Below are 19762 nucleotides of genomic sequence, written 5' to 3' on the forward strand. Positions count from 1 at the left end.
GTAACCTCACCTGTTCATCCGTGACCATTCCAACCTCCTTCTTCGAGATTGGGATCACTTTATCTCGTCTCTTCAAACCGGGAATTTTAATTGTCGTCAGGAGGGAATTTTAATTGTCGCTGATCAGACGCCCTATTGAATGCCCGTTCCCGGCTCCGCCGGTGGTTGGATGTGAATGAATAGGCGTTTCAAGGAACAAACAGCATATTGCATGGTTATCATGTATACGCACACGCCGACAATACCCAGGTAGGTTTTTCGCTTCAATCTCTTTAAAACCAATGCAATCATAGCGAAAGTCCTTTTTTCTCCCGTTTCAGGGTGGGTATCACGTGCGTGTGCGTCTTTTGCCAGGGTGGGTATCGTCGGCGTGTGCGTGGGTGGGTATCGTCGGCATGTGCGATAATTGTTTTTTAGGGACAGAGACGATGCCTTTACCTTTACCCAAAAAACCGCGTCGGACATCGCTTGAACGGCATTGAATAGGCGCATCGCCCGGACGCCATCGGATAAAGTCAGTGGACAGTGAATAGAGACTTTTGTCTTTTTCGAATGCTCCGCCCTGATGTTCAACCTTGATGAATCCCTTTGCCAGCAGTTCGGAAAACCCACGCGCCGCGCGCGTCTTTGAAATGCCGTACCTAGCCAATTCTTTATACGTGAGTGAAAGTTTATTTTCGTCAACGCGCATCATCTCTTTGATGCCCTTTTTTCCCGGACATCTTTTGAATTGTCTTTTACACAGAAACATCAACAGCATGACGGTGGAGCAACTCGAAACAATCGCCGACGTTCCTGAGACTCCCAGGCTAATGAATGCAGGACTGAGTAAATATCGGGTTTCAAAAAATGTCCCTTTGCCATATCCATCGGCCATTCCATCATCTCCATTCAAGAAATGGAGAGTCGGTTTTCATGCTTGAAATGATGCGCATTTCCGGTATAATGTAGGGCATAAATGACTCTCCATTTCCGCCCGCGCCTGCCAGCCAGTAAGACGGGCGTTTTCTTTTTATCATCCACCCGGCAACGGACAACAACGCCGTCGCGTCCGTCTCTGTCCAAAATAATAGGCTGCGTAATATGCCAGGGCAAAAAAAAGCGCAATGATTGCCCTGTCGAACGATGGGGCTGTCATTGGCTTGCCCTGGACGCCAATTCAGCCCACACCCAATGAAACGCCTCAATATCCATAAACTTCGCTCCGATAACATGTTTTTCTGTATCCTGGTTATGGGGAGTCGCAGTCATTTTTCTCTCCGATCTTGCAAACTTATATTTTCTCGTTTGAGTGGCTGCACGGTGTTTTTTACCAAAAAACTATCTAAATCTTCTTGAGAAAATCTTAAGCTTGCGCCGAGCTTTGAATAAGGAATTCGTTTCAGGTGGACCAAATTGTAAATCGATTTTTTTGACTTTTGTAAATAATCCCCCGCTTCTGAGATCGTCAACCAATTACGATAAGTCGGATTCATGTTTTTTTTTTGCCTTTCCGATTACATTTTTGTGTTGCTTTTAAGTTCTTTTTGTAATTTAGCAGGGGGAAATAAAAATAATATTCACCGAAATAAAGGCTTTACTTCGGTGAATATCGGTGAACTTTTTAAAATTAGTTCATGTTGCGATGGTTATTTTTTTTGAGGGGCGCGAGAGAGGACATTATTGAGGGTATTATCGAGGATATTACCTTTTTTAGGTTTGCCACTATTCAACACTCGTTGTTTTACTGTCGCCAATTGCTTACGGTTGAACGGCTTTCCACTTTTATTTAAAAAACTGGACTCCACAAACGCATGGATATTTATAGAGTCGGGAATGAATTTCTTTGCTATGAGTTCCTCGAATAAATAAACTAACTGATCTTCAGTTCCTAACCATACTATCTTTTCAAATTTACTTGATGGCTGCGTTTTTTGGGACTCGGCATCGGAGGGTTCGTTCTCTTATTTTTGGACTTCAGATGAGGTTGGAGATTCGATCTTTTTGGGGAGACGCTCATCCAAATAGTCCAATTCTTTCTTTAGCAGATCGTTAAGTTCTCCGGCGCCGGTGAGCCAACAGCCGTATCCCGTAAATGCTTCACGTTCTACAAGATTGATAGCATTCAATAAGCATGAGTGCTCGAATTCGCGTTGAAAGTTTTCCGCAGATTGAATTTTATCCTGAACGGATGGAAGCGCATCCAACTGTTTCCTAAACGTTTTCCATGACGGTTCGTTTTGCCAAGTTAAACGTTGCGGTTTATTCTTTACCGATTTGATTCGTTCAATCATCTTGCCGATTATCTGTTGAGTTTTCATGTCGTTTTTCCCTTTCGTAATTCAACCCGTTGACGGCTTGTTGCAAGTGGCTGGGGGCGAGGTGAGAATACAACCGCGTCGTTTCCGTGTTGGAATGTCCCAAGAGAGCCGCCACTGTATAAAGGGGAGTTCCGGCCATAACCAGGTGGGAAGCGAAGGTATGCCGCAACGTATGCGCCGTTACCTTCTGGTCTCCCGTGATGGGAAGCCCGGCCAGTCTCACCAAACGATGAAACCGTTTCTTCATACCCTCATAACTGACGGATAAAATCAAGCCGTCAGGTTGGCCTTCCGCCCGCCGTTGAGACAAAAACGAGTCCAATTCATCATTGATGGGGATAACCCGCGCCCGCCGGGTCTTGGGCGTCCAATCCTGGCGGGGGGCAACGGTAATGGTTCGTAAATTCAGGTCAACATCCGCCCAACGCAAGGCTATGATTTCTCCCGCCCGCATTCCGCCAAATAAACCCAACATAACGAAGATTTCCAGTTCTTTGGACAGTTGAGAAGCCGTCTCCCGCAAAACGAAAGCCTCTTCTTTGCTCAGAAAACGCAAACGACCACCCTGTTCTTGAAGTTTGGAAATAACGGGAATGCTGGAAACAGGAAGCATCTTCCAAACCGCTCCTTTTCGCAGCATGGGCAGCAAGCAATGATGGGTTTCGATATTGACGGTCCTGGGTTTCACCGATTTCAACCGTTCCCGCTGATAGGCTTCGATTCGAGAAACCGTGATTTCTTTGATAGGAGTATCCGCGCCGAAGAACGGAAGGATAAAATTTTCAAATAAAAGACGCTTGTTTTTCGCCCAACGGGGAGATTGGGTGGAATCGGAATGCTCAAGATATTTTTGGAGCAACTCGCCCAAAGTATGCCGCGCCCGTTGAGTCGGCAGGTCGTTAAACTCTCGCGCCTCTTCCACCTTGAACCGAGCAAGAACCTCCTGAGCGATTTTTTTCGATTCGGTTTTGGTGGATAATCGTTTCCACCTCCCCCCGTTCTTGTATTGAACGTACCAAATATTGCTGCCGGGTCTCTGTATCAGGCTCGCCATGATTGCTATTTCCTTTCGTACACACGGAATTTTTGCATGTACACCCGATTTTTTGTTTACTACTTGGCGGGAAAAAAATGGTTGAAAATGAAAGAAAAAACAGTGCGTACCTAGAATTGTACACAATAATTTAGCGAAATGCAAGGGAATATCGAGAAATGGAAAGAAGAGTAGGTTTGGTTAAGTGGTTATTTTAGGGAAACTTAGGGAAATTTAAGGTAAGCGGGAGACGGGTCTCGAACCCGCAACCCTCAGCTTGGAAGGCTGATGCTCTGGCCAAATTGAGCTACTCCCGCATAATACAATTTGAAAATTATGCTTCGCTTCAACGCGATGTCAAGCGATGCGTTTGGACTCTTGCGAGAAACTTGCTCATCTCAAAAGCATTTGATCGAAATACATATGTTGAATTGGCAATGCCAAAGCGTAAAATACTAAAAAAGCAAACAACTAAAATCATTTTACCCGATTGAAAAAACAGTCGGTTTATTAATGGAGAAACCTACAGCGGACGCGTTATAGAATCGGCAAATTCTTCCGCCAACGTCAGAAAAATAATCATGAAAATCATCGCCAACCTCATAATGTGCTTGCATTTTTTCTACGTTCTTTGCGTAGCCGTTCCGATCCTATTGATACTTATCGGCGCTTTCAGGAAGTGGAATTACGTGCGTAATTTTTGGTTCCGGTTGGTTCATTTCTCGCTCATCGGAATCGTGATCGCGCTGTCTGTTTTGGGATATCCCTGTCCATTAACCGTATGGGAAGATCATTACCGGCAATTAGGCGGTGAAAGCAGTTATTATCACGATTTTATGACCCATTGGATTTCAACTCTGCTCTATTACGATTTCGAGCCTTGGCAATGTACGATATTTTATATCGCCGTCGGCGTTTTTTTGCTCTCGTTATTTTATCTTGTTCCGCCGCATTCACCCTTACGCAAACCGCGGATTCCATCCAAATAATCTTCCATTGGTTCGTCTATAGCGTTCGTTCGGCGATTTTCATTCTCCATGAAATCCGATACGGCGCTTGAAACCCGAGCGATCCGCCATACATTTATGGAAAGAATCGTCATACAATCGTTGCGAGAATTCCGATCGTTATATTTCTCTTCATTCTCGCTCAGGAAAATTGGGAAACCGATATGCGTTATTTTATTTTAATCGCCGACGACGAGGTCAACAGCCGCGATGGATTGCGCAAAGCCTTGGAATCCAGCGAGCGGAAAGTCGAAACCGCCGCCGATGGCGCCGAAGCCTACGTCAAGTTCAAAAAACAGGGTTGCGACGTCCTCATCACTGACATCCGAATGCCGGAGATGAACGGCATGGAACTATTGAAAAAGGTGAAGGAAGAAGACCCTTCCGTGAGCGTCATCGTCCTCACCGCTTATGGCAGCATCGAGATGGCCGTCAAAGCCATGAAATTGGGGGCGTACAATTATCTTACCAAGCCGGTTAATCTCGACGAGTTGGAAATTTTGGTCGAACAGACGCTGGAAAAGCGGCGCATCGAGTTGGAGAACGAATATCACCGCGAAAGCGTCCAACCCGCCGAGGGCGTCGAAGGCATCATTGGCAAAAGCGCGCCCATGCGGCAATTGATGGAACAGATTCGGCAAATCGCTCCATCCAAAGCGAATGTCCTGATTACGGGAGAGACGGGAACCGGCAAGGAACTGGCGGCTCGCGCTATCCACGCCCTTAGCCCGCGCAAGGATCGCCTTTTCGTGCCCATCCATTGCGCCGCGCTTTCGGAAAATTTGTTGGAAAGCGAACTCTTCGGCCATGAGCGCGGCGCCTTCACCGGCGCGATCAAACAGCGCAAGGGCCGCTTCGAGTTGGCCGACCGGGGAACGATTTTTCTCGACGAGATCAGCGAAATCAGCGAGAGCATTCAAGTCAAACTGCTGCGGGTGCTTCAGGAAAAAGAGATCGAACGCGTCGGGGGCATGGAAACGATTACCGTCGATATCCGCATTCTCGCCGCCACCAACTCCGATTTGCAAAAATTGGTCAATGAAGGAAAATTCCGCGAAGACCTATATTACCGATTGAAAGTCATTACGCTCGATCTTCCGCCCTTGCGCGAGCGTCCGGACGACATCCCTCTGCTTTCGACCGCCTTCGTCGACCGATTCGCCAAAGAAAACGGCAAGAAACCGTTCCTTATCGATAACGATTTGATTGCCCTTTTCCAGCAATATTCCTGGCCGGGCAATGTGCGCGAGTTGCAGGGCGTTATCGAAAGCATGGTCATCCTCGCTAAGGGGGATCGATTAAGAGGCGAAAATGCTCCTTTTGAGATAAGGCGCCTGGCAGAGCCGGAAGCGCCGCCGATTCTCGCTGGAGAAGCCACCCTGGCCGAAATCGAAAAAAAAGTCATTCTACAAACATTGGAGAAATATGCGGGAAACCGTACTAAGACGGCGGAATCCCTCGGCATTGGACGCAGAACCTTAATCCGTAAGTTGCACGAATACGGCGTATCCAAATCTCCGGAGGACGATGAATCATGATGAAGAAATCCATTCGTATCGCAATCTATTTTGCAACAACGTTGACTCTTGCTTCCACGGGCGGAATGTCCGTTATAGCGGAGAATATCTCTTTGGATATTTTCGATCTTCCTTCCGCCAACCATACGGTAGTGGCCGAGGGACAGGGTTATTTTCCCGTATTGAACCAAGCGGGAGGACGCCTCTTCGCTATTTTCCGCGCGGGAGGAGGCCACATCAATATAGGCGGCGATCTCGTAGGCGCGTGGTCGGACGAGAATGGCTTGCAATGGTTTCCCCCTACGCCGATCGTCAGTTCCATCTATGACGACCGCAATCCCGCCGTAGGAATTACGCCAACTAAACGGATTGTCCTCGGCTATCACGAACAAGCGAGTTACAACGAAGAAGGAAAATGGGATCCCTCGCTCAAACGCGCGCGCGGAATGTATACATGGTCGGACGACGACGGCGCTACCTGGAATCAGCCTAAACCTTTCGGCGTTCCCGGCCTGGAAAGCGGCTCGCCTTACGGCCGCGTCGTATCGGGAACCGACGGAGTTTTACTGATGAATATTTACGGCCCGTTTACTGACAAAATTCCGGGAATGGCAAAAATCCGGCAGGACCGCGAAGATTACGCCTATCTCATCCGCTCCCAAGACAATGGCGCAACTTGGGGCGATCCCTCCCTCATTACGGAAGGCCACAACGAGACCACCCTATTGCCTCTCTCCAGCAGACGAATTCTAGCGGCGGCCCGCTCGACGGGAATGCAGCGCGTCGACGTTTGCATGAGCGAAGATGGAGGCCGCGTTTGGAGTTCGCCGTTGCGCATCACGGGTCAGAGCCAACATCCAGCGGATTTGCTGCGCCTCTCCAACGGCTGGATTTTGTTGGCGTACGGCGACCGCAGCGTCGAAGCGAAAATGATTCATGGCGTCATTACGCGAGATGAAGGGCGCTCCTGGGACATCAATAACGACATCATTCTCTCCCGCCCCGTGCGCGGCGATTTCGGCTATCCCAGCGCCGTGTTGACGCCGAACGGAAAAATCGCCGTCATGTATTATTGCGCAGGCGACGCCAAAGATTACTACGACGGCAGCAAAGCGCTAGCCTATATGAATCTTTTCAACGAAGCCGATTTCATCAACGCTTATACGAATCTATTTCTTGGCGGAGCGAAGTAACAGCGACAGGGAGACTTGGAGACTGGGTGACTTGGTGACTGGGTTCCAATCCCCCAGTTTCCTCTATGTTAATGTCTTAAAGTTTTAGGTTGGACTCAAACGAAGCGCAGCACTACGCCGTTATTGCCCGATAGAGAAACGCTCGAAGGGAAAGTTTTAATATGCGAAACAAAATTATACAAAATCCATCATCGCCGATCACTCGCAGAAATTTTATCAAAAACTCCGCCGCCGTCAGCGGCGTTTGGGCGCTAAATGCAACGCAAGCCGAAGCGGACAACGCAGACGGCTTTCGTTTTACGCCCGCCGGCTCGCCAACGATTCCCTCCCCTCCTTTGCCCCTGCCCGATCTCTCGCCCGCCAAGTGGCTTTGGCACCCCTCCGGGCGCTGTTTGCAAAATACATTCATTCTCTTTCGCCGGACGCTTTCCCTCGCCGCCAAGCCCAAACGCGCAACGGGCTGGATATCCGCCGACAGCCGTTATTTACTGAACGTCAACGGTCAGCGCATCCACTGGGGTCCGGCGCCGTGCGATCCGCGCTTTCTGGAAGCCGATCCCATCGATTTGACCAACAGTCTGCAAGCGGGAGAAAACGTCATCGGCGCGCAAGTTTTGTTTTACGGGCAAGGCGAGGGAACCTGGCCTACAGGCAAGCCAGGCTTCCTTTTTTACCTAGAAATTGAAGACGCCAACGGCCATATAGAGATCATCGTCTCCGACGCTTCTTGGCGTTCTTTCCTGGCGCGGGCTTGGAAGCCGGGCCAATACAAACGCTGGTATCTGCGCTGCTTGCAGGAAGAATTCGACGCCCGCCTTTATCCTTACGGCTGGACGGAAAAGGGATTCGCCGCAGGGCCGGATTGGCTGGAAGCCATGATTCTAGATTGTTCCGCGGATAAGCCGCCGATCTGTTCGACATATACGGAATACATGCTCGACATGAGGGGCGATCCCCAGCAATCGCAACTGCGCGCTCGTACTATACCGCCGATGAAGGAATTTTTGGTTCCAGTCAAACAATTGACCGAATCATGCTGGATCGAATGGAAGCGTCCGGCGCAGGATTATTTCGATTTTTTAATCCCTGATGCTTTCGATTCGGATCGGACGGCTTCGGCTTCCATAACGGCGGACGGCGCTTGGATCGTCCCAATGAATTCGGACCGCGCCGCCGCGTTGACCTTCGAGTTGGAGGAACAAATCGTCGGCTGGCCTTATTTCACTATCGAAGCGCCGGAAGGAACCATCATCGAGCTGATGCCGCACGAAGCCCACCAGCCCGGCGGCCTGGCGCTGCTCAATACCCATCATCATTCCTGGAGCCGTTTTATCTGCCGCGAAGGGGAGAACCGCTTCGAAACTTTCGATTACGAAAGCTTGCGCTGGCTTCAGCTCCATATCCGCAATGCGCGCGGTGAAATTAAGGTAAAAAACGTTGGCGCGCGCCGGCGAATATACCCCTGGCCGCATCAACCGCAAATCGCCTGCACCGATTCCGGCCTGCAAAAGTTGATCGGCGCCACCGTCAACACGCTCAACAATTGCGCCCAGGAAACATTGGTAGACGGAATGGGCCGCGAGCGCCAGCAATACAGCGGCGATTGCGGTCACCAGATCCACGCCATTTATTCCGCCTTCGGCGAGACGAAGCAGTTGGCCCGCTACATTACCACCTACAGCCAGGGTATCACGCTGGACGGCTATTTCCTCGATTCCTGGCCCGCCTACGACCGGTTGGCGCGGCTGATGGAGCGGCAACTTTATCTTTCTGGCTGGGGATCGATTCTCGATCATGGCGTGGGTTTTAATTTCGATTGCTATTACTACTATCTCTATACCGGCGACAAAAAAACGTTAGAAGAGCCGTATCCCCGGCTGCTGCGCTTCGCCGATTATCTAAAAAGCATCCAAGGCAAGGATAATTTGTTGCCCGTGGAGAACATTGGCTCGCCCTGCGTTTGGATCGATCATATCGCTTATAAGCGCCAACGGCACAAACAATGCGCCTTCAACCTCTACGCCGCCGCCATGCTTGAACACGCCCTGGCGCCGATATGCAAAGTCTTCGGCGAAGAGACGCGAGAACAAGAGGCCATACTCTTCGGGCGGGAATTGCTGCTGGCCGCTATTCAACATTTCTGGGATGGAGAACGAAAGATTTTCGTCAACAATCTCCCTTGGCGGCAAGAGGAGAAGGAGATCCGCCTATGCGACCGCTCTCTCGCCACGGCGATTCTCTTCGATCAATGCCCGCAAGAAGACGCGCAAGCCAGTTTGAAGGCGCTGGCGGAATGCCCGCCGGATATGGGTTTCTCCTACCCCGCCAACGCTGGTTGGCGCTTGTGGGCTTTGGCCAAAGGCGGACGTCCGGACATTGTCCTGAAAGATTTACGCGGGCGCTGGCTGGAGATGGAATCGGTCGCCCTCAACAATTCATTGCAAGAGGATTGGCACGCCCGCCCCGATTCCGGTTCGCAGTGGAGCCATTGCCCCGTCGTCCCGTTATACGTTCTTACCATGAGCCTGGCGGGCATCCGCCCGTTAACGCCGGGATATACGCGCTGTGAAATCCGCCCGCAATTGGCGGACTTGGAGAGCCTCGATCTGACGGCGCAAACGATCCAAGGCCCCATTCGCTTGCAATCCAAAGGCAAGATAGGCAACAGAGAGATCGCTATTGCGCTGCCGCCAAATTGCGAAGGAGAATTGGTCGTATTGGAAGATGAAAAAATCGCCTTGCCGCGAATATCGGGCAAGAATCCAGCCGGCTGTTCGCGTTATCAACTTCCGGCGGGGAAGACTTCCGTCGTAAAGTTGATGACGAGTTGTTAATCATCAAGTACTCAATACTCAATCCATTGAAAAATCTACGATTGAAAAACGAAAGGTAGAAAGTAGAATAAGAGAGAAGACATGATGAAATACATCTTGACGGAACAAGCTAGGATAAATATACGAAAACGAGGCGTTTCGATTCAGATGTTGGAGGATGTTTTAGAATCTCCTCAGCAAATCGTGGATGGAGATGGTCATTTAATGGTGTTCCAATCGAAAAAGGTATGGGAAAATGGAAAAGTTTTCTTGGTGCGATTGGTAGTCGATTGCCAGAAGGATTATTTGAAAGTGGTGACAGTGTATCGAGCCGAAAAAATTGATAGATATTGGAGAAAAGACCAATGAAAGTAATGTACGATCCAGAAGTTGATGCTTTGCAAATTGTTTTTAAGGAAGGAGAGATCGAATCGAGCGAGGAAGAGATGGATGGGATGATTTTCGATTTCAATGAAGAGGGGAAGGTATTAGGATTGGAGATATTGAACGCTTCGGAGAAAGTGGACAATTTGGATGGAGTAGAGTTCATCCGAGAAAAAGCGAGGGCGTGAGAGTGCGGCAAGGACGAAATTTTCTGCCCTTGACGAATCCCCGCTACTTGTGAGTAAAGATCAGTAATACCAACCCGCAATGAGATTGTTGCTTTTTTTATTCCTCTCCCAAGATTGGGAGAGGTTAGGTGAGGGTTGATATTATTAGACTTATTATTCCCTAACCCTCTCCCAGAGGGCGAGGGAATTTATAAACAACAATCCTAACGCAGGCTGGTATAATTCACCATCGCATTGGATTCAAGCCCGGCTTCGTTTCATAGAGAACATCCCCATCGCTCACCAATCCATTGGAAGTAGAATAAGGAACGAACTTGGATGAATTGGGATAAGCCGCCAAATTGAGCGTATCGTCTTCTCGGTCCGGCCCCAAGCTGGCGATGGCGTAATCCTTCGCTTTCTTGGGATCGTCTTTGTAGGATTCCACGAATTCGTAATAATTATGCTGGTTGACGAAATTGGATTTTTCTTTCGGTTGGAAAATATCGATGGGAACGGTGGAGAGGTAAGCCACAGGCGTCGTGAAGCAACTCCAAGCCTTATACCAGCCTCCGATAGTCCAGGCATCAGGCAAGCGTCCGCCGCCATCCAAACGGTACATCTCGAAAGCGGTGCTGATCGTCTTGAACTCCGATTGCACGCGGCCGATCTTGGCGCGAATCTGCGCGTTGAGAAAATTGGGAACGGCGATGGCAGCTAGGACTCCGATAATAGCCACAACGATCAAGAGTTCGATGAGGGTAAAGGCTTTAGGGATTTTCATCATTATTTCCTTTTTTCCTATTACAAAAATATTAATAATAACAAATCCCATCTGACATGGTTTGGGATTCCAACGAGTAATAGATCGGGTAAAGCAGGCGGGATGCCTGCATTAAAAGGGCAGGCGGGATGCCTGCATTAAAAGGGCAGGCGGGACGCCTGCTTTACCCAAGGATGTCGAATAACAAAGTTTTTGTTTAGCGATTATTTTCATTTTTCTTCAAAGCGGCATGTATCGCGCTTAATTGATCGATGAAGGGCTGGGGAATCAAGCCGCTTGCTTGGATGGGAACTTCCCAAGTTACGACGCCTTGATGGGAGAGGATATCCCGCGTCCAATTGATGATCTGCTCGTTCGTAAAGCGCGGGCTTCCATGTCCCCAATTTTCTCCCAGATAGCATAGCATTTGGAATTGCGCTCCTTCCGCCCATCGGCCTTGGCATTTTACTTTATCCGGTTCGTTGGCTTCGCCCGCCGTATAATCCTCTTCCGGCGTTAAGGAGACGATGGGATAACGCACGCCGGGATTGAAGGCGACGATGCTGTTGGGATTGCCCGCGCGGGCCGCGGCGGCGAAACTGGCGAAATTGGGAGGATCGGGATGCTGGTACATGGCCACGGGAAAATAGCAGCCGTCGAACCACCAGCCGGAGACTTTATCCTTCCAGCGCAGCGACCATTCGCTAATGATGGATTCCCATTTGCGTTGAAAATTCTCCAGCCGCAGATCGCCGCCGTCGGGGCCGCCGTTGGGATATTGCCAAAGCGGATAGCGGCCATTGCGCCATTCCAACGCTTTCATGGCGGCGGGATCTCGGTCGGGCGCCCCGGCGGGAAGATAGGCCATGAGCCGAATGCCTTTGGGCTTGATAGCGTCCGATAGATCGCCGACCAAATCGCGCGTGGAGCACTTGCTGGGCGCAATGCCTACGATCTTGTCATAAGCGGCGTTGGGCGAGCAGTAATGCCCGGAATTCTGACCTAACGTAATAACGCAATAGCCCGCGCCCACGGAAGCCAATTGATTGGCGAGTCCCTTAACGTCCATCGCGCCGACGATTCGGTTCCACTCCTCCGGCGATGTCTTCTCGCCTTGGGCGACGACATCTGAAAGGTAATGAACGAAAACGCCCCAACCCGCTTTTTGAAACCAGTTCGTGCGTTGGATTTTTTCCGTCGAAGGCTCCACGCCTCCCGCCAGGGCGCATGATAATAGAATCATTAAGAATGTCGACGTTTTTTTCGTTTTCATTTTTCTCCCCCGATATTCCAATTGACGCAATTCGCGCGATATAAGAAAAACGCCCCGCTCTTAGAACGGGGCGTTTCAAGGCTATTAATAAAGTTCCCACGATCCAACGGGAGAGCCAATATCTTCCACTCCCGTCGCTCTCGCCGTGGCTTTAGGTTCGGCGACGGAGCGGAACATTACCCATTTGCCATTCCCCAAGTATGTAGCGCTGGGGTGAAAATTACGGTCATTATTATAGGTTTGCGTTCCTACCTCGCCGATGTCAAGCACGATGTTCTCATCGAGTAAAAAGGTAAGACCATCGTCCGTCGAAACAAAGGACGCAAACGGCCCAGACGAATTGGAGGGATTTCCCCAAGCGTACCAAACGCCCGCTTTGTCAGGATGCTTTACGACGGAGGAAAACTCCATTCCGCCCATGCCTTCGCCATCGTTCACTCCCGTATAATTCGTCCACATCCAGTTAATGCCATCCGGCGAAGTATAACGGTTAAGGAATTTGCCGTCTTGCGGCGCGTCGGCGATTTCCGGCTCCTGGCAGCAAACATAGGCGACGAAAGATCCATCTTGCAAACGAACGCCCGCAAATCGTTCTACTGGGCCGAAATCCACGGGATTGGGTTCGGCGATTCCATTGATCCATTCGTCGTTCGTCCAATTGACGCCGTCTTTGGAAACGCAGGTATTAATTATGTAGCCGCCTCCGCGAGAATCGGCGCAATACCACATACGGAAGGAATCTTTCGCCAGCTGAATCACGAACGGCTTGCTTTGCTTTGAAGTGCCAAAGCCTTTGCAGAGAGCGTAACCACCCCATTGAATGCCGTCGGCGTCGGAAGATTCGCCATACGTAACATCCGCGCCGCTGCTGGCGTCGAACCATGTCCGCCACTTATTGGCGTAAGAATCGAAAATCACGCAGGCGTAATAAGCGCGATTGGCGTCGGTAACGCCGGGATTGACGATGACGGGATTATGCGCGGCGTCATCCGTCCAGACGATGTCGATGGGATCCGCCCATGCCGTAATTCCAACGAATGACGCAATCATGACGGAAAACAAACAAATACTTTTCACTCTCATAAATTCCTATTTCTCCTTTGGGATTAATTTGAACAGTCTTATCGATACTATATCGAGTCATACTCTGCTTTACAAGAAGGTCGGGCGCTATGCCCAATAACAGATATCCGAGGCGTAAATTATATGTTGAAGAAGACGGTTCGCGCCGCATTCATGGCGTTGGTTATCATTAAGAAAACAGCGGCGGCTTTATGGGATGGATTCGGATGGTTCTTCGCCCGCCGCTTCCGGTTTGGCGAACTGCCGGGGATCGATGCCGAGTTCCCCCAATTTGACGTGCAGATTCTTGCGATGGACGTTGGCCATTTGCGCCGCTCTGGAGATATTGCCATTAGCCCGTTTGAGGAGATTCGTGAAATATTGGATTTCGAATTCGTCGAGGATGAAGCGCTTAGCGTCTTTGTAGTCGCGATTGAGAAGTTCTTTATGATAGACGCCCAATTGAGACGAAGGAACGAGGGATGTATGCAGCGAAGGAAGCAGCGCCTTAATATCCGTATCGCCAAGCACGATCGCTCTCTCGACGACGTTTTCCAATTCCCGCAGGTTGCCGGGCCAATGGTAGCGCATCATGGCTTCGATATCCTCGCCCGAAAAAGCGATGGGCGCCCGGCCCCGCCCTTTAACGCGCAGAAAATGCTCCACGAGAAGCGGCATGTCTTCCTTGCGATCCCGCAGGGGAGGCAGAACGATGGGCACGACGCTCAAGCGGAAGAAAAGATCGGAACGGAATTGCTCCTTATGGACCATCTCCTCAAGATCGTAATTGGTGGCGGCGATGATGCGGACATCCACTTTTTTGCATTGGGCGCTCCCCACCGGCTCGATGAGGCGCTCTTCGATGACCCGCAGGATTTTGCCTTGCAAGCGGGGCGGAATATCCCCGATCTCATCGAAAAAGAGTGTTCCTCCTTCCGCCAGTTCGAATTTTCCCGTGGCGGGCAGGGAGGCGTTCGTCTTCATGCCCCGGATGCGTCCGAACAAGTCGATTTCGAGAAGATCGGCGGGCGTTCCGCCGCATTGGATGGCGATAAAGGAATGTTCCCGGCGGGAACTTTTGCGATGAATCGCCCGGGCGATGGTTTCCTTGCCGGTTCCGCTCTCGCCTTTGACGAGAACGACGCTATCGGTAAGCGACAGGCGCTGCACCAGATCGAAAACGCGCAGCATGTTCGGATCGCGCCCCACAAGATCGCCTTCGCCGAAACGCCCGTACAATTCCCGGCGCAGGTAAAGATTTTCCAATTCCAGATGCTGCACCTGGATAGCTTTGCGCACCGTCAGTTTGATCTCTTCCAGATCGCAGGGTTTGAGGAGGTAATCGTGAGCGCCGTTCTTCAGAGTTTCCACGGCGTTTTCGATGGTTCCGTAAGCGGTCAAAATAATGACGGGAATATAATGGCTGACGTTTTTCACCGCCTGCAATACGGCCATGCCCCCACCGCCCGGCATTCGCAAATCGGTTATCACTAAACTGAGAGATGTCTTCCCAATGATCTCGGCCGCTTCGACGGCGTCTTTCGCTTCCAGAATCTCATGCCCATCTTCCATCAATGCCAGGGAGAGGATTTTTCTCATCTTGGCTTCATCGTCCGCCACCAGAATCGTCGCCATCGCGCCATTTCCCTTTCCAACCAGGATTAGCGTTATTCTTTTCGATTTGGAATATTCTATCTATTTTTACCTCGAAGAGAGAAAAGGAAAAGCGATATAAGATAGTCGAATGGTTCCTCCGAAGAGAAGATGTTATCTTCGTGGAAAAATCGCAATAAAAAAAATATATGATACTCTTAGCCATTAAAAGATTAGTGAAATGCATTTCTAACCGCTGACCACTGTATAGGGACGACATGAAACGCAGCCATTTTTTGAAACGGATTCTCGAACATTCGGAACCTTGGGACATCGCCATTATAGGCGGCGGGGCGACAGGCGCAGGCATTGCCGTGGACGCCGCCTCGCGCGGCTATGACGTTGTTTTGTTGGAACAGAGCGATTTCGGCAAGGGAACGTCGAGCCGATCTACGAAACTCGTGCACGGCGGAGTGCGCTATCTTCAGCAAGGCAATATGTCCCTCGTCATGGAAGCCCTAAAAGAGCGCGGCATCTTACTGCAGAACGCGCCCCACCTGGTGCGCGACATGCAATTCGTCGTGCCCAACTATCATTGGTGGGAAGCGCCATTCTACGGGATCGGCCTCAAGGTTTATGACGCGCTCGCCGGAAAGTATGGCTTCGGCCATTCTTCTTTATTAACGCGGGAGGAGGTTCTGACTCGCATTCCGACGTTGGAACAGGTTGGCTTGCGCGGCGGAGTGCTGTATCACGACGGCCAGTTCGACGACAGCCGCCTGCTTGTCAACCTTATCCAAACCGCCGCCGAACAAGGCGCCTGCCTGATGAATTACGCGCGGGTTTTACGAATCGTAAAAGACTCCGACGGTTACGCCGACGGTCTCGAATTTCAGGATGAAGAGACGGGATTGAGTCATACGCTGAACGCCCGTTGCATCGTTAACGCCGCCGGTCCTTTTGGCGACGAAGTGCGGCGGCTTGACGATCCTTGCGCCGTCAACCTAATGGTTCCAAGCCAAGGCGTGCACATTGTTCTCGACCGATCCTTTCTTCCCGGAGATGCGGCCATCATGGTTCCGCACACGCGAGACGGCCGCGTAATGTTCGCTATACCGTGGCATGGCTATACCGTCGTGGGAACCACCGATACGCCGATATCCGAAGTTTGTCTGGAACCGGCGCCCCTTCCCCATGAAGTGGATTTCATTCTCGAAACGGCGGGCAATTATCTCGCCAAACGGCCAACGCGCGCCGATATTCTCAGCGTATTTACCGGCATCCGTCCCTTAGTCAAAAGCGGCGACGCTTCATCTACGGCGTCGTTATCCCGCGATCATAGCATCCATATCTCGCAATCCGGTCTCTTGACTATCGCAGGCGGCAAGTGGACGACCTACCGCAAAATGGCCGAAGATGTTGTGGATCATGCGATCGTTTTGGCGCGTCTCGAAGAGCGTCCCTGCATTACCCGTGAATTGCGCATACATGGCTATTGCCAGCAAGCGGATAAAATCGGCGCGTTCGCCTGCTACGGCTCGGACGCCGTACAAATTGAACAGATATTGGAGGAACAGCCGGAATTGGCCCAACCGTTATGCGAGTCCCTGTTCATTTGCGGCGTTCATGTAGTATGGGCGGCGCGCTTTGAAATGGCGCGTACGGTCGACGACGTTCTCGCCCGGCGCACCCGCGCCCTTTTTCTCAATGTCCAAGCCGCCTTAGCGATGGCTCCCGTCGTAGCCCGCCTGCTGGCGGCGGAGTTAGGATTTGACGAATCCCGGCAACAACGTCAGATCGAAACGTTCAAGAAAATAGCCGAAAAATTCACGGTCAAACCATGAATGGTCATAAAAACAGCGATGAGCCGCCTAACCGAAGTTTTCGGCGATAGCTGGGAGAAAAGTAGAAGAGCCATCCTGGCTCTTTTTTTTTTACTCTATTCAAGAGGCTGGAAGCCTCTTCTACGCTTGGTTTTCTCAGGAGTGAAGAATGGCGAGCGATTAGTTTCTCAACATAGAAACTTCCAAGAGCGACTTCAATACCGGCCGTCCGGCGGCGCCCCCTCCGTTGTCCCATGCGATAACGCCAGCGGCGCCCCGGTATCCGTTCATAGCGGCGACGGCGTCGCGCAGTCCCGCCCGGCTTGGTCCCGATTTTTGAAAACATACCATTAAGAGATTCGCGGCATCGAAGCCATAGTCGGCGCAAGCGTCGGGCGATGCGCCGTATTTTTCCCGATAAGAATCGTAAAAGCGGAGATATTCCTCCGTTGGATTTTGATCGTCGAAAGGATGAACAAGCTTAATCTGCCCAGAATACGCCTCAAGCAGATTTTCCTCGTTAAGACCAGGCATCCACATTAAATAAACAGGACATACGACGTTTTCATTTTTCAAAGCGCATAGCATCGGCGCGAGGCGATCCGGCGTCAGACGCATGACAATCCCGCCCGGCGAGAACTCCTTCGCACGCATGGCGATTTCCAAACTATCGCCGTTGGGAGTCAATTGTAAATGGAAGATTGGAGGCGCAGCTTCTCTTTGCAAAGCTGCCGATAGCGCCTCGGCGGCGATGCGTCCGTCATGGCGAGTGGATGTAATCATGCCGATCCTTTCGATTTTATCTCTCTTGATTCCATCTTTAACCAATATTTCCGCCTGACGGGAATCATTCGGCGGCAAACGGAAAATCCAAGGGATGCGGATATAGGTCAAAGTGGGATCGGAAGAGATAGGCGCGATCAACGGCGCTTTTAATTTGGTTACAATCTGTTCCGCTATGTGAGTTGAATCTCCGTCTATGGAGCCGATGACGGCCCAGACGTTATCTTCGATCAAGAAGCGGATCATCTCTTTGGAACCGGCGCTCCAGGGATTGTCCGACCAGCGCGGGATCAAGCGAAAGGGAACGCCCCCATAACCTCCCCGCCGATTGGCCTGTTCCAACGCCAGCGCCGCGCCCTTCCACAACGATTCGCCAATGGAACCGTCTTGCGTCGGCGCGAAAAAACCAAAACGGATTTCATCCAGCTTGGCTGGATTGTCTTTCTGGCTGTCGACGCCAGTGAATTGCAATGGATCGTCCAGCATTCTTTTATGGGGAATCGGATCGTTTTCCGCCGCCCATAAAACAACGCCGCCCATAAAGAGAAAAACAGCCCCGCATCGCAGGGCCATTAACCATAAATATTGGAAGAAAACTATATAAACCGGTTTCGGGATTTCTTTCTCATAAAATAAACCCCGATTTGGAGCGACGGCCAACCAACGTACTATTATGAGCAACGCCTCCATCATCCTTCGCCAAACAGTTCTTGCCGCGAATGAAACGTAAATACTCCGTTTTTCAAAATCGCCAAGTAGGCGGGAGAGCGGTTGGAAAAGATCGGATCGATCTCTTTTTTCCCTGTCACGCCGTCGAACGTCGTCATCTCAGCCAACTCGTCGCGTATCAACGCCCGGTTAAGACCGCCTTTTTCGATAGCCTGGATCGTCATGTTCATGCCGTCATAACCGTGAGCGGCGTAGGTTTCGGGATTGTCTCCATACCGCTCCTTGAAATCCTTTTGGAATTGTATATGAAGAGAATCTTCGCTTGCGGGATTGTAGGGATAACCCGCGACAACTTTATTCTCCTCTTTGCCGACGATATCGATAAACTCTTTCGTCACCAGGCGGTCGCTGCCCAGGAACCATTGATCCATCCCCATCGACCGCATCTGCTTGAGGATCATCGCCGATTCAACGGCGTCGCCATAGGTAATCACAGCTTCTGGTTTGAGCGCTTTGATTCGTTCGAGTTGCGGCGCGAAATCCTTATCTCCTACTTTATAATTCAGTTCGGCCAAGAAGGGAAATCCCAAACGCGTAGCGCCGTCTCGGAACTCGTCGATGCTGATGCGTCCATAACGGTTGTTGGCGCGCAAGGCAGCGATGCGGGTTACGCCCAGTTTCTTGAAAGCGTAATCGGCGAGCAGGTAGCACATTTGCCGGTCGTCCGTGAGGCAGCGAAAAACCCAGGGAATATTCGTTTCGATAAAAGTGGGATCGGTATCGCCAGTATTCATCATGGGAATTTCGATCTTCAGCGCGACGCGAATGGCGATATGGCTGTTGGCGCCGTCGATGGTGCCGAGGATGGCCCAAACGTTATCTTGATAGGCCAGATTGATGATCTCATTGCCGGAAGCGCCCCAAAGTCCGTTATCGTTTTTGACTACCAATTCGTATGGCGTCTTGCCGCGATAGCCGCCTTTGGCGTTGGCTTGTTCGATGGCCAGCCGCGCGCCTTCGAGCATTTTGATTCCCATCGGTTCTTCATGAGACGCGCCGCCTGTGGCGACGGAAACAGTTTTCATGATAGGACCGATAAAGCCAATCTTCACGGATTTCACATGCTCCGGTTCGGGAAGATGGCGACCATAGCCGCGATATTGCAGAGGTTGAAGAAAAAACCGCCGGTAAGGTTTAGTAAATTTGCCATAAGGAACGAATTCTTGCGGCGTCTTGCCGTAATCGTCCTTCGATTCGTCGACTTGGGGCGGCAATGCCGTTGTATCCATCACCCGTTGAAGGTTCTCTTCGCCTTTCGCCAGAGAAAAAAACATAAGGAACGCCGCAATAGCAAAAATCGCAAAAAACCGTTTCATCGCCAT

18 protein-coding genes and 1 tRNA gene are annotated in these 19762 nt (G+C 50.9%); 7 read left to right on the plus strand and 12 right to left on the minus strand.

Translation table 11 applies throughout. The features are described 5' to 3' along the window. Positions 1-132: 132 nt before the first annotated feature. The 6 genes from AB1656_18165 to AB1656_18190 form a co-directional block, all read right to left on the minus strand. The gene (locus tag AB1656_18165; protein ID MEW6237311.1) at positions 133-291 is read right to left on the minus strand and encodes a hypothetical protein; all 159 of its coding nucleotides are present in this window, start codon (positions 289-291) and stop codon (positions 133-135) included. A gap of 37 nt (positions 292-328) precedes the next feature. Continuing rightward, a complete protein-coding gene (locus AB1656_18170) occupies positions 329-877 on the minus strand; it encodes a hypothetical protein (protein MEW6237312.1) in 549 nt (182 codons plus the stop codon). A gap of 370 nt (positions 878-1247) precedes the next feature. Beyond that, the gene (locus AB1656_18175; protein ID MEW6237313.1) at positions 1248-1475 is read right to left on the minus strand and encodes a helix-turn-helix domain-containing protein; all 228 of its coding nucleotides are present in this window, start codon (positions 1473-1475) and stop codon (positions 1248-1250) included. Positions 1476-1943: 468 nt separating this feature from the next. Next, positions 1944-2300: a hypothetical protein gene (locus AB1656_18180; GenBank protein ID MEW6237314.1), complete on the minus strand. Its 357-nt coding sequence runs from the start codon at positions 2298-2300 to the stop codon at positions 1944-1946. Next, on the minus strand, positions 2266-3354 hold the full coding sequence (locus AB1656_18185) for a tyrosine-type recombinase/integrase (protein ID MEW6237315.1): 1089 nt from the start codon (positions 3352-3354) through the stop codon (positions 2266-2268). The genes AB1656_18180 and AB1656_18185 overlap by 35 nt, the downstream gene beginning before the upstream one ends. A 221-nt stretch (positions 3355-3575) precedes the next feature. Then, positions 3576-3650 (minus strand) — tRNA-Gly (locus AB1656_18190). A gap of 264 nt (positions 3651-3914) precedes the next feature. On the opposite strand from AB1656_18190, the gene AB1656_18195 reads away from it, so the two are divergent. From AB1656_18195 to AB1656_18220, 6 genes are all read left to right on the plus strand, one after another. Then, complete coding sequence (locus AB1656_18195; protein ID MEW6237316.1) at positions 3915-4322, plus strand: DUF2784 domain-containing protein; 408 nt, start codon at positions 3915-3917, stop codon at positions 4320-4322. 182 nt (positions 4323-4504) lie between these two features. Further along, complete coding sequence (locus AB1656_18200) at positions 4505-5878, plus strand: sigma-54 dependent transcriptional regulator (protein ID MEW6237317.1); 1374 nt, start codon at positions 4505-4507, stop codon at positions 5876-5878. Further along, positions 5875-7050, plus strand: coding sequence for a sialidase family protein (locus AB1656_18205; protein MEW6237318.1), 1176 nt, complete (start codon positions 5875-5877; stop codon positions 7048-7050). The genes AB1656_18200 and AB1656_18205 overlap by 4 nt, the downstream gene beginning before the upstream one ends. Positions 7051-7211: 161 nt before the next feature. After that, positions 7212-9884 carry an alpha-L-rhamnosidase N-terminal domain-containing protein gene (locus tag AB1656_18210; GenBank protein ID MEW6237319.1) on the plus strand — a complete coding sequence of 891 codons (2673 nt, stop codon included), beginning with the start codon at positions 7212-7214 and terminating at the stop codon, positions 9882-9884. Positions 9885-9965: 81 nt separating this feature from the next. Then, entirely contained in the window at positions 9966-10232 is a 267-nt protein-coding gene (locus tag AB1656_18215) for a DUF4258 domain-containing protein (protein MEW6237320.1), read from the plus strand. Further along, positions 10229-10435, plus strand: coding sequence for a DUF2283 domain-containing protein (locus AB1656_18220; protein MEW6237321.1), 207 nt, complete (start codon positions 10229-10231; stop codon positions 10433-10435). The genes AB1656_18215 and AB1656_18220 overlap by 4 nt, the downstream gene beginning before the upstream one ends. 223 nt (positions 10436-10658) lie before the next feature. Here the strand turns inward: AB1656_18220 and AB1656_18225 are convergent, their stop codons facing one another. The 4 genes from AB1656_18225 to AB1656_18240 all read right to left on the minus strand — a co-directional run bounded on the left by AB1656_18225 (position 10659) and on the right by AB1656_18240 (position 15147). Next, complete coding sequence (locus AB1656_18225) at positions 10659-11201, minus strand: prepilin-type N-terminal cleavage/methylation domain-containing protein (protein MEW6237322.1); 543 nt, start codon at positions 11199-11201, stop codon at positions 10659-10661. Positions 11202-11394: 193 nt separating this feature from the next. After that, complete coding sequence (locus tag AB1656_18230; protein MEW6237323.1) at positions 11395-12450, minus strand: alpha-L-fucosidase; 1056 nt, start codon at positions 12448-12450, stop codon at positions 11395-11397. Between the two features lie 84 nt (positions 12451-12534). After that, positions 12535-13533, minus strand: a complete 999-nt coding sequence (locus AB1656_18235; GenBank protein MEW6237324.1) for a hypothetical protein — start codon at positions 13531-13533, stop codon at positions 12535-12537. A gap of 189 nt (positions 13534-13722) precedes the next feature. Then, on the minus strand, positions 13723-15147 hold the full coding sequence (locus AB1656_18240) for a sigma-54 dependent transcriptional regulator (protein ID MEW6237325.1): 1425 nt from the start codon (positions 15145-15147) through the stop codon (positions 13723-13725). A 236-nt stretch (positions 15148-15383) separates the two neighbouring features. On the opposite strand from AB1656_18240, the gene AB1656_18245 reads away from it, so the two are divergent. After that, a complete protein-coding gene (locus tag AB1656_18245) occupies positions 15384-16949 on the plus strand; it encodes a glycerol-3-phosphate dehydrogenase/oxidase (protein ID MEW6237326.1) in 1566 nt (521 codons plus the stop codon). Positions 16950-17108: 159 nt separating this feature from the next. On the opposite strand, the gene AB1656_18250 is transcribed toward AB1656_18245, so the two are convergent. After that, complete coding sequence (locus AB1656_18250) at positions 17109-18284, minus strand: ABC transporter substrate-binding protein (protein ID MEW6237327.1); 1176 nt, start codon at positions 18282-18284, stop codon at positions 17109-17111. 116 nt (positions 18285-18400) lie between these two features. Next, positions 18401-19756: an ABC transporter substrate-binding protein gene (locus AB1656_18255; protein MEW6237328.1), complete on the minus strand. Its 1356-nt coding sequence runs from the start codon at positions 19754-19756 to the stop codon at positions 18401-18403. Between the last annotated feature and the right edge of the window lie 6 nt (positions 19757-19762).

The organism is Candidatus Omnitrophota bacterium (assembly GCA_040755155.1).
GTDB lineage: Bacteria > Hinthialibacterota > Hinthialibacteria > Hinthialibacterales > Hinthialibacteraceae > JBFMBP01.

Coding starts and splice junctions, on each gene's coding strand:
- AB1656_18180 (MEW6237314.1), bottom strand. CDS start 2,300: ATGAAAACTCAACAGATAATCGGCAAGATGATTGAACGAATCAAATCG.
- AB1656_18215 (MEW6237320.1), top strand. CDS start 9,966: ATGATGAAATACATCTTGACGGAACAAGCTAGGATAAATATACGAAAA.
- AB1656_18250 (MEW6237327.1), bottom strand. CDS start 18,284: ATGGCCCTGCGATGCGGGGCTGTTTTTCTCTTTATGGGCGGCGTTGTT.
- AB1656_18205 (MEW6237318.1), top strand. CDS start 5,875: ATGATGAAGAAATCCATTCGTATCGCAATCTATTTTGCAACAACGTTG.
- AB1656_18210 (MEW6237319.1), top strand. CDS start 7,212: ATGCGAAACAAAATTATACAAAATCCATCATCGCCGATCACTCGCAGA.
- AB1656_18185 (MEW6237315.1), bottom strand. CDS start 3,354: ATGGCGAGCCTGATACAGAGACCCGGCAGCAATATTTGGTACGTTCAA.
- AB1656_18255 (MEW6237328.1), bottom strand. CDS start 19,756: ATGAAACGGTTTTTTGCGATTTTTGCTATTGCGGCGTTCCTTATGTTT.
- AB1656_18235 (MEW6237324.1), bottom strand. CDS start 13,533: ATGAGAGTGAAAAGTATTTGTTTGTTTTCCGTCATGATTGCGTCATTC.
- AB1656_18220 (MEW6237321.1), top strand. CDS start 10,229: ATGAAAGTAATGTACGATCCAGAAGTTGATGCTTTGCAAATTGTTTTT.
- AB1656_18230 (MEW6237323.1), bottom strand. CDS start 12,450: ATGAAAACGAAAAAAACGTCGACATTCTTAATGATTCTATTATCATGC.
- AB1656_18245 (MEW6237326.1), top strand. CDS start 15,384: ATGAAACGCAGCCATTTTTTGAAACGGATTCTCGAACATTCGGAACCT.
- AB1656_18225 (MEW6237322.1), bottom strand. CDS start 11,201: ATGATGAAAATCCCTAAAGCCTTTACCCTCATCGAACTCTTGATCGTT.
- AB1656_18165 (MEW6237311.1), bottom strand. CDS start 291: ATGATTGCATTGGTTTTAAAGAGATTGAAGCGAAAAACCTACCTGGGT.
- AB1656_18175 (MEW6237313.1), bottom strand. CDS start 1,475: ATGAATCCGACTTATCGTAATTGGTTGACGATCTCAGAAGCGGGGGAT.
- AB1656_18170 (MEW6237312.1), bottom strand. CDS start 877: ATGGCCGATGGATATGGCAAAGGGACATTTTTTGAAACCCGATATTTA.
- AB1656_18240 (MEW6237325.1), bottom strand. CDS start 15,147: ATGGCGACGATTCTGGTGGCGGACGATGAAGCCAAGATGAGAAAAATC.
- AB1656_18195 (MEW6237316.1), top strand. CDS start 3,915: ATGAAAATCATCGCCAACCTCATAATGTGCTTGCATTTTTTCTACGTT.
- AB1656_18200 (MEW6237317.1), top strand. CDS start 4,505: ATGCGTTATTTTATTTTAATCGCCGACGACGAGGTCAACAGCCGCGAT.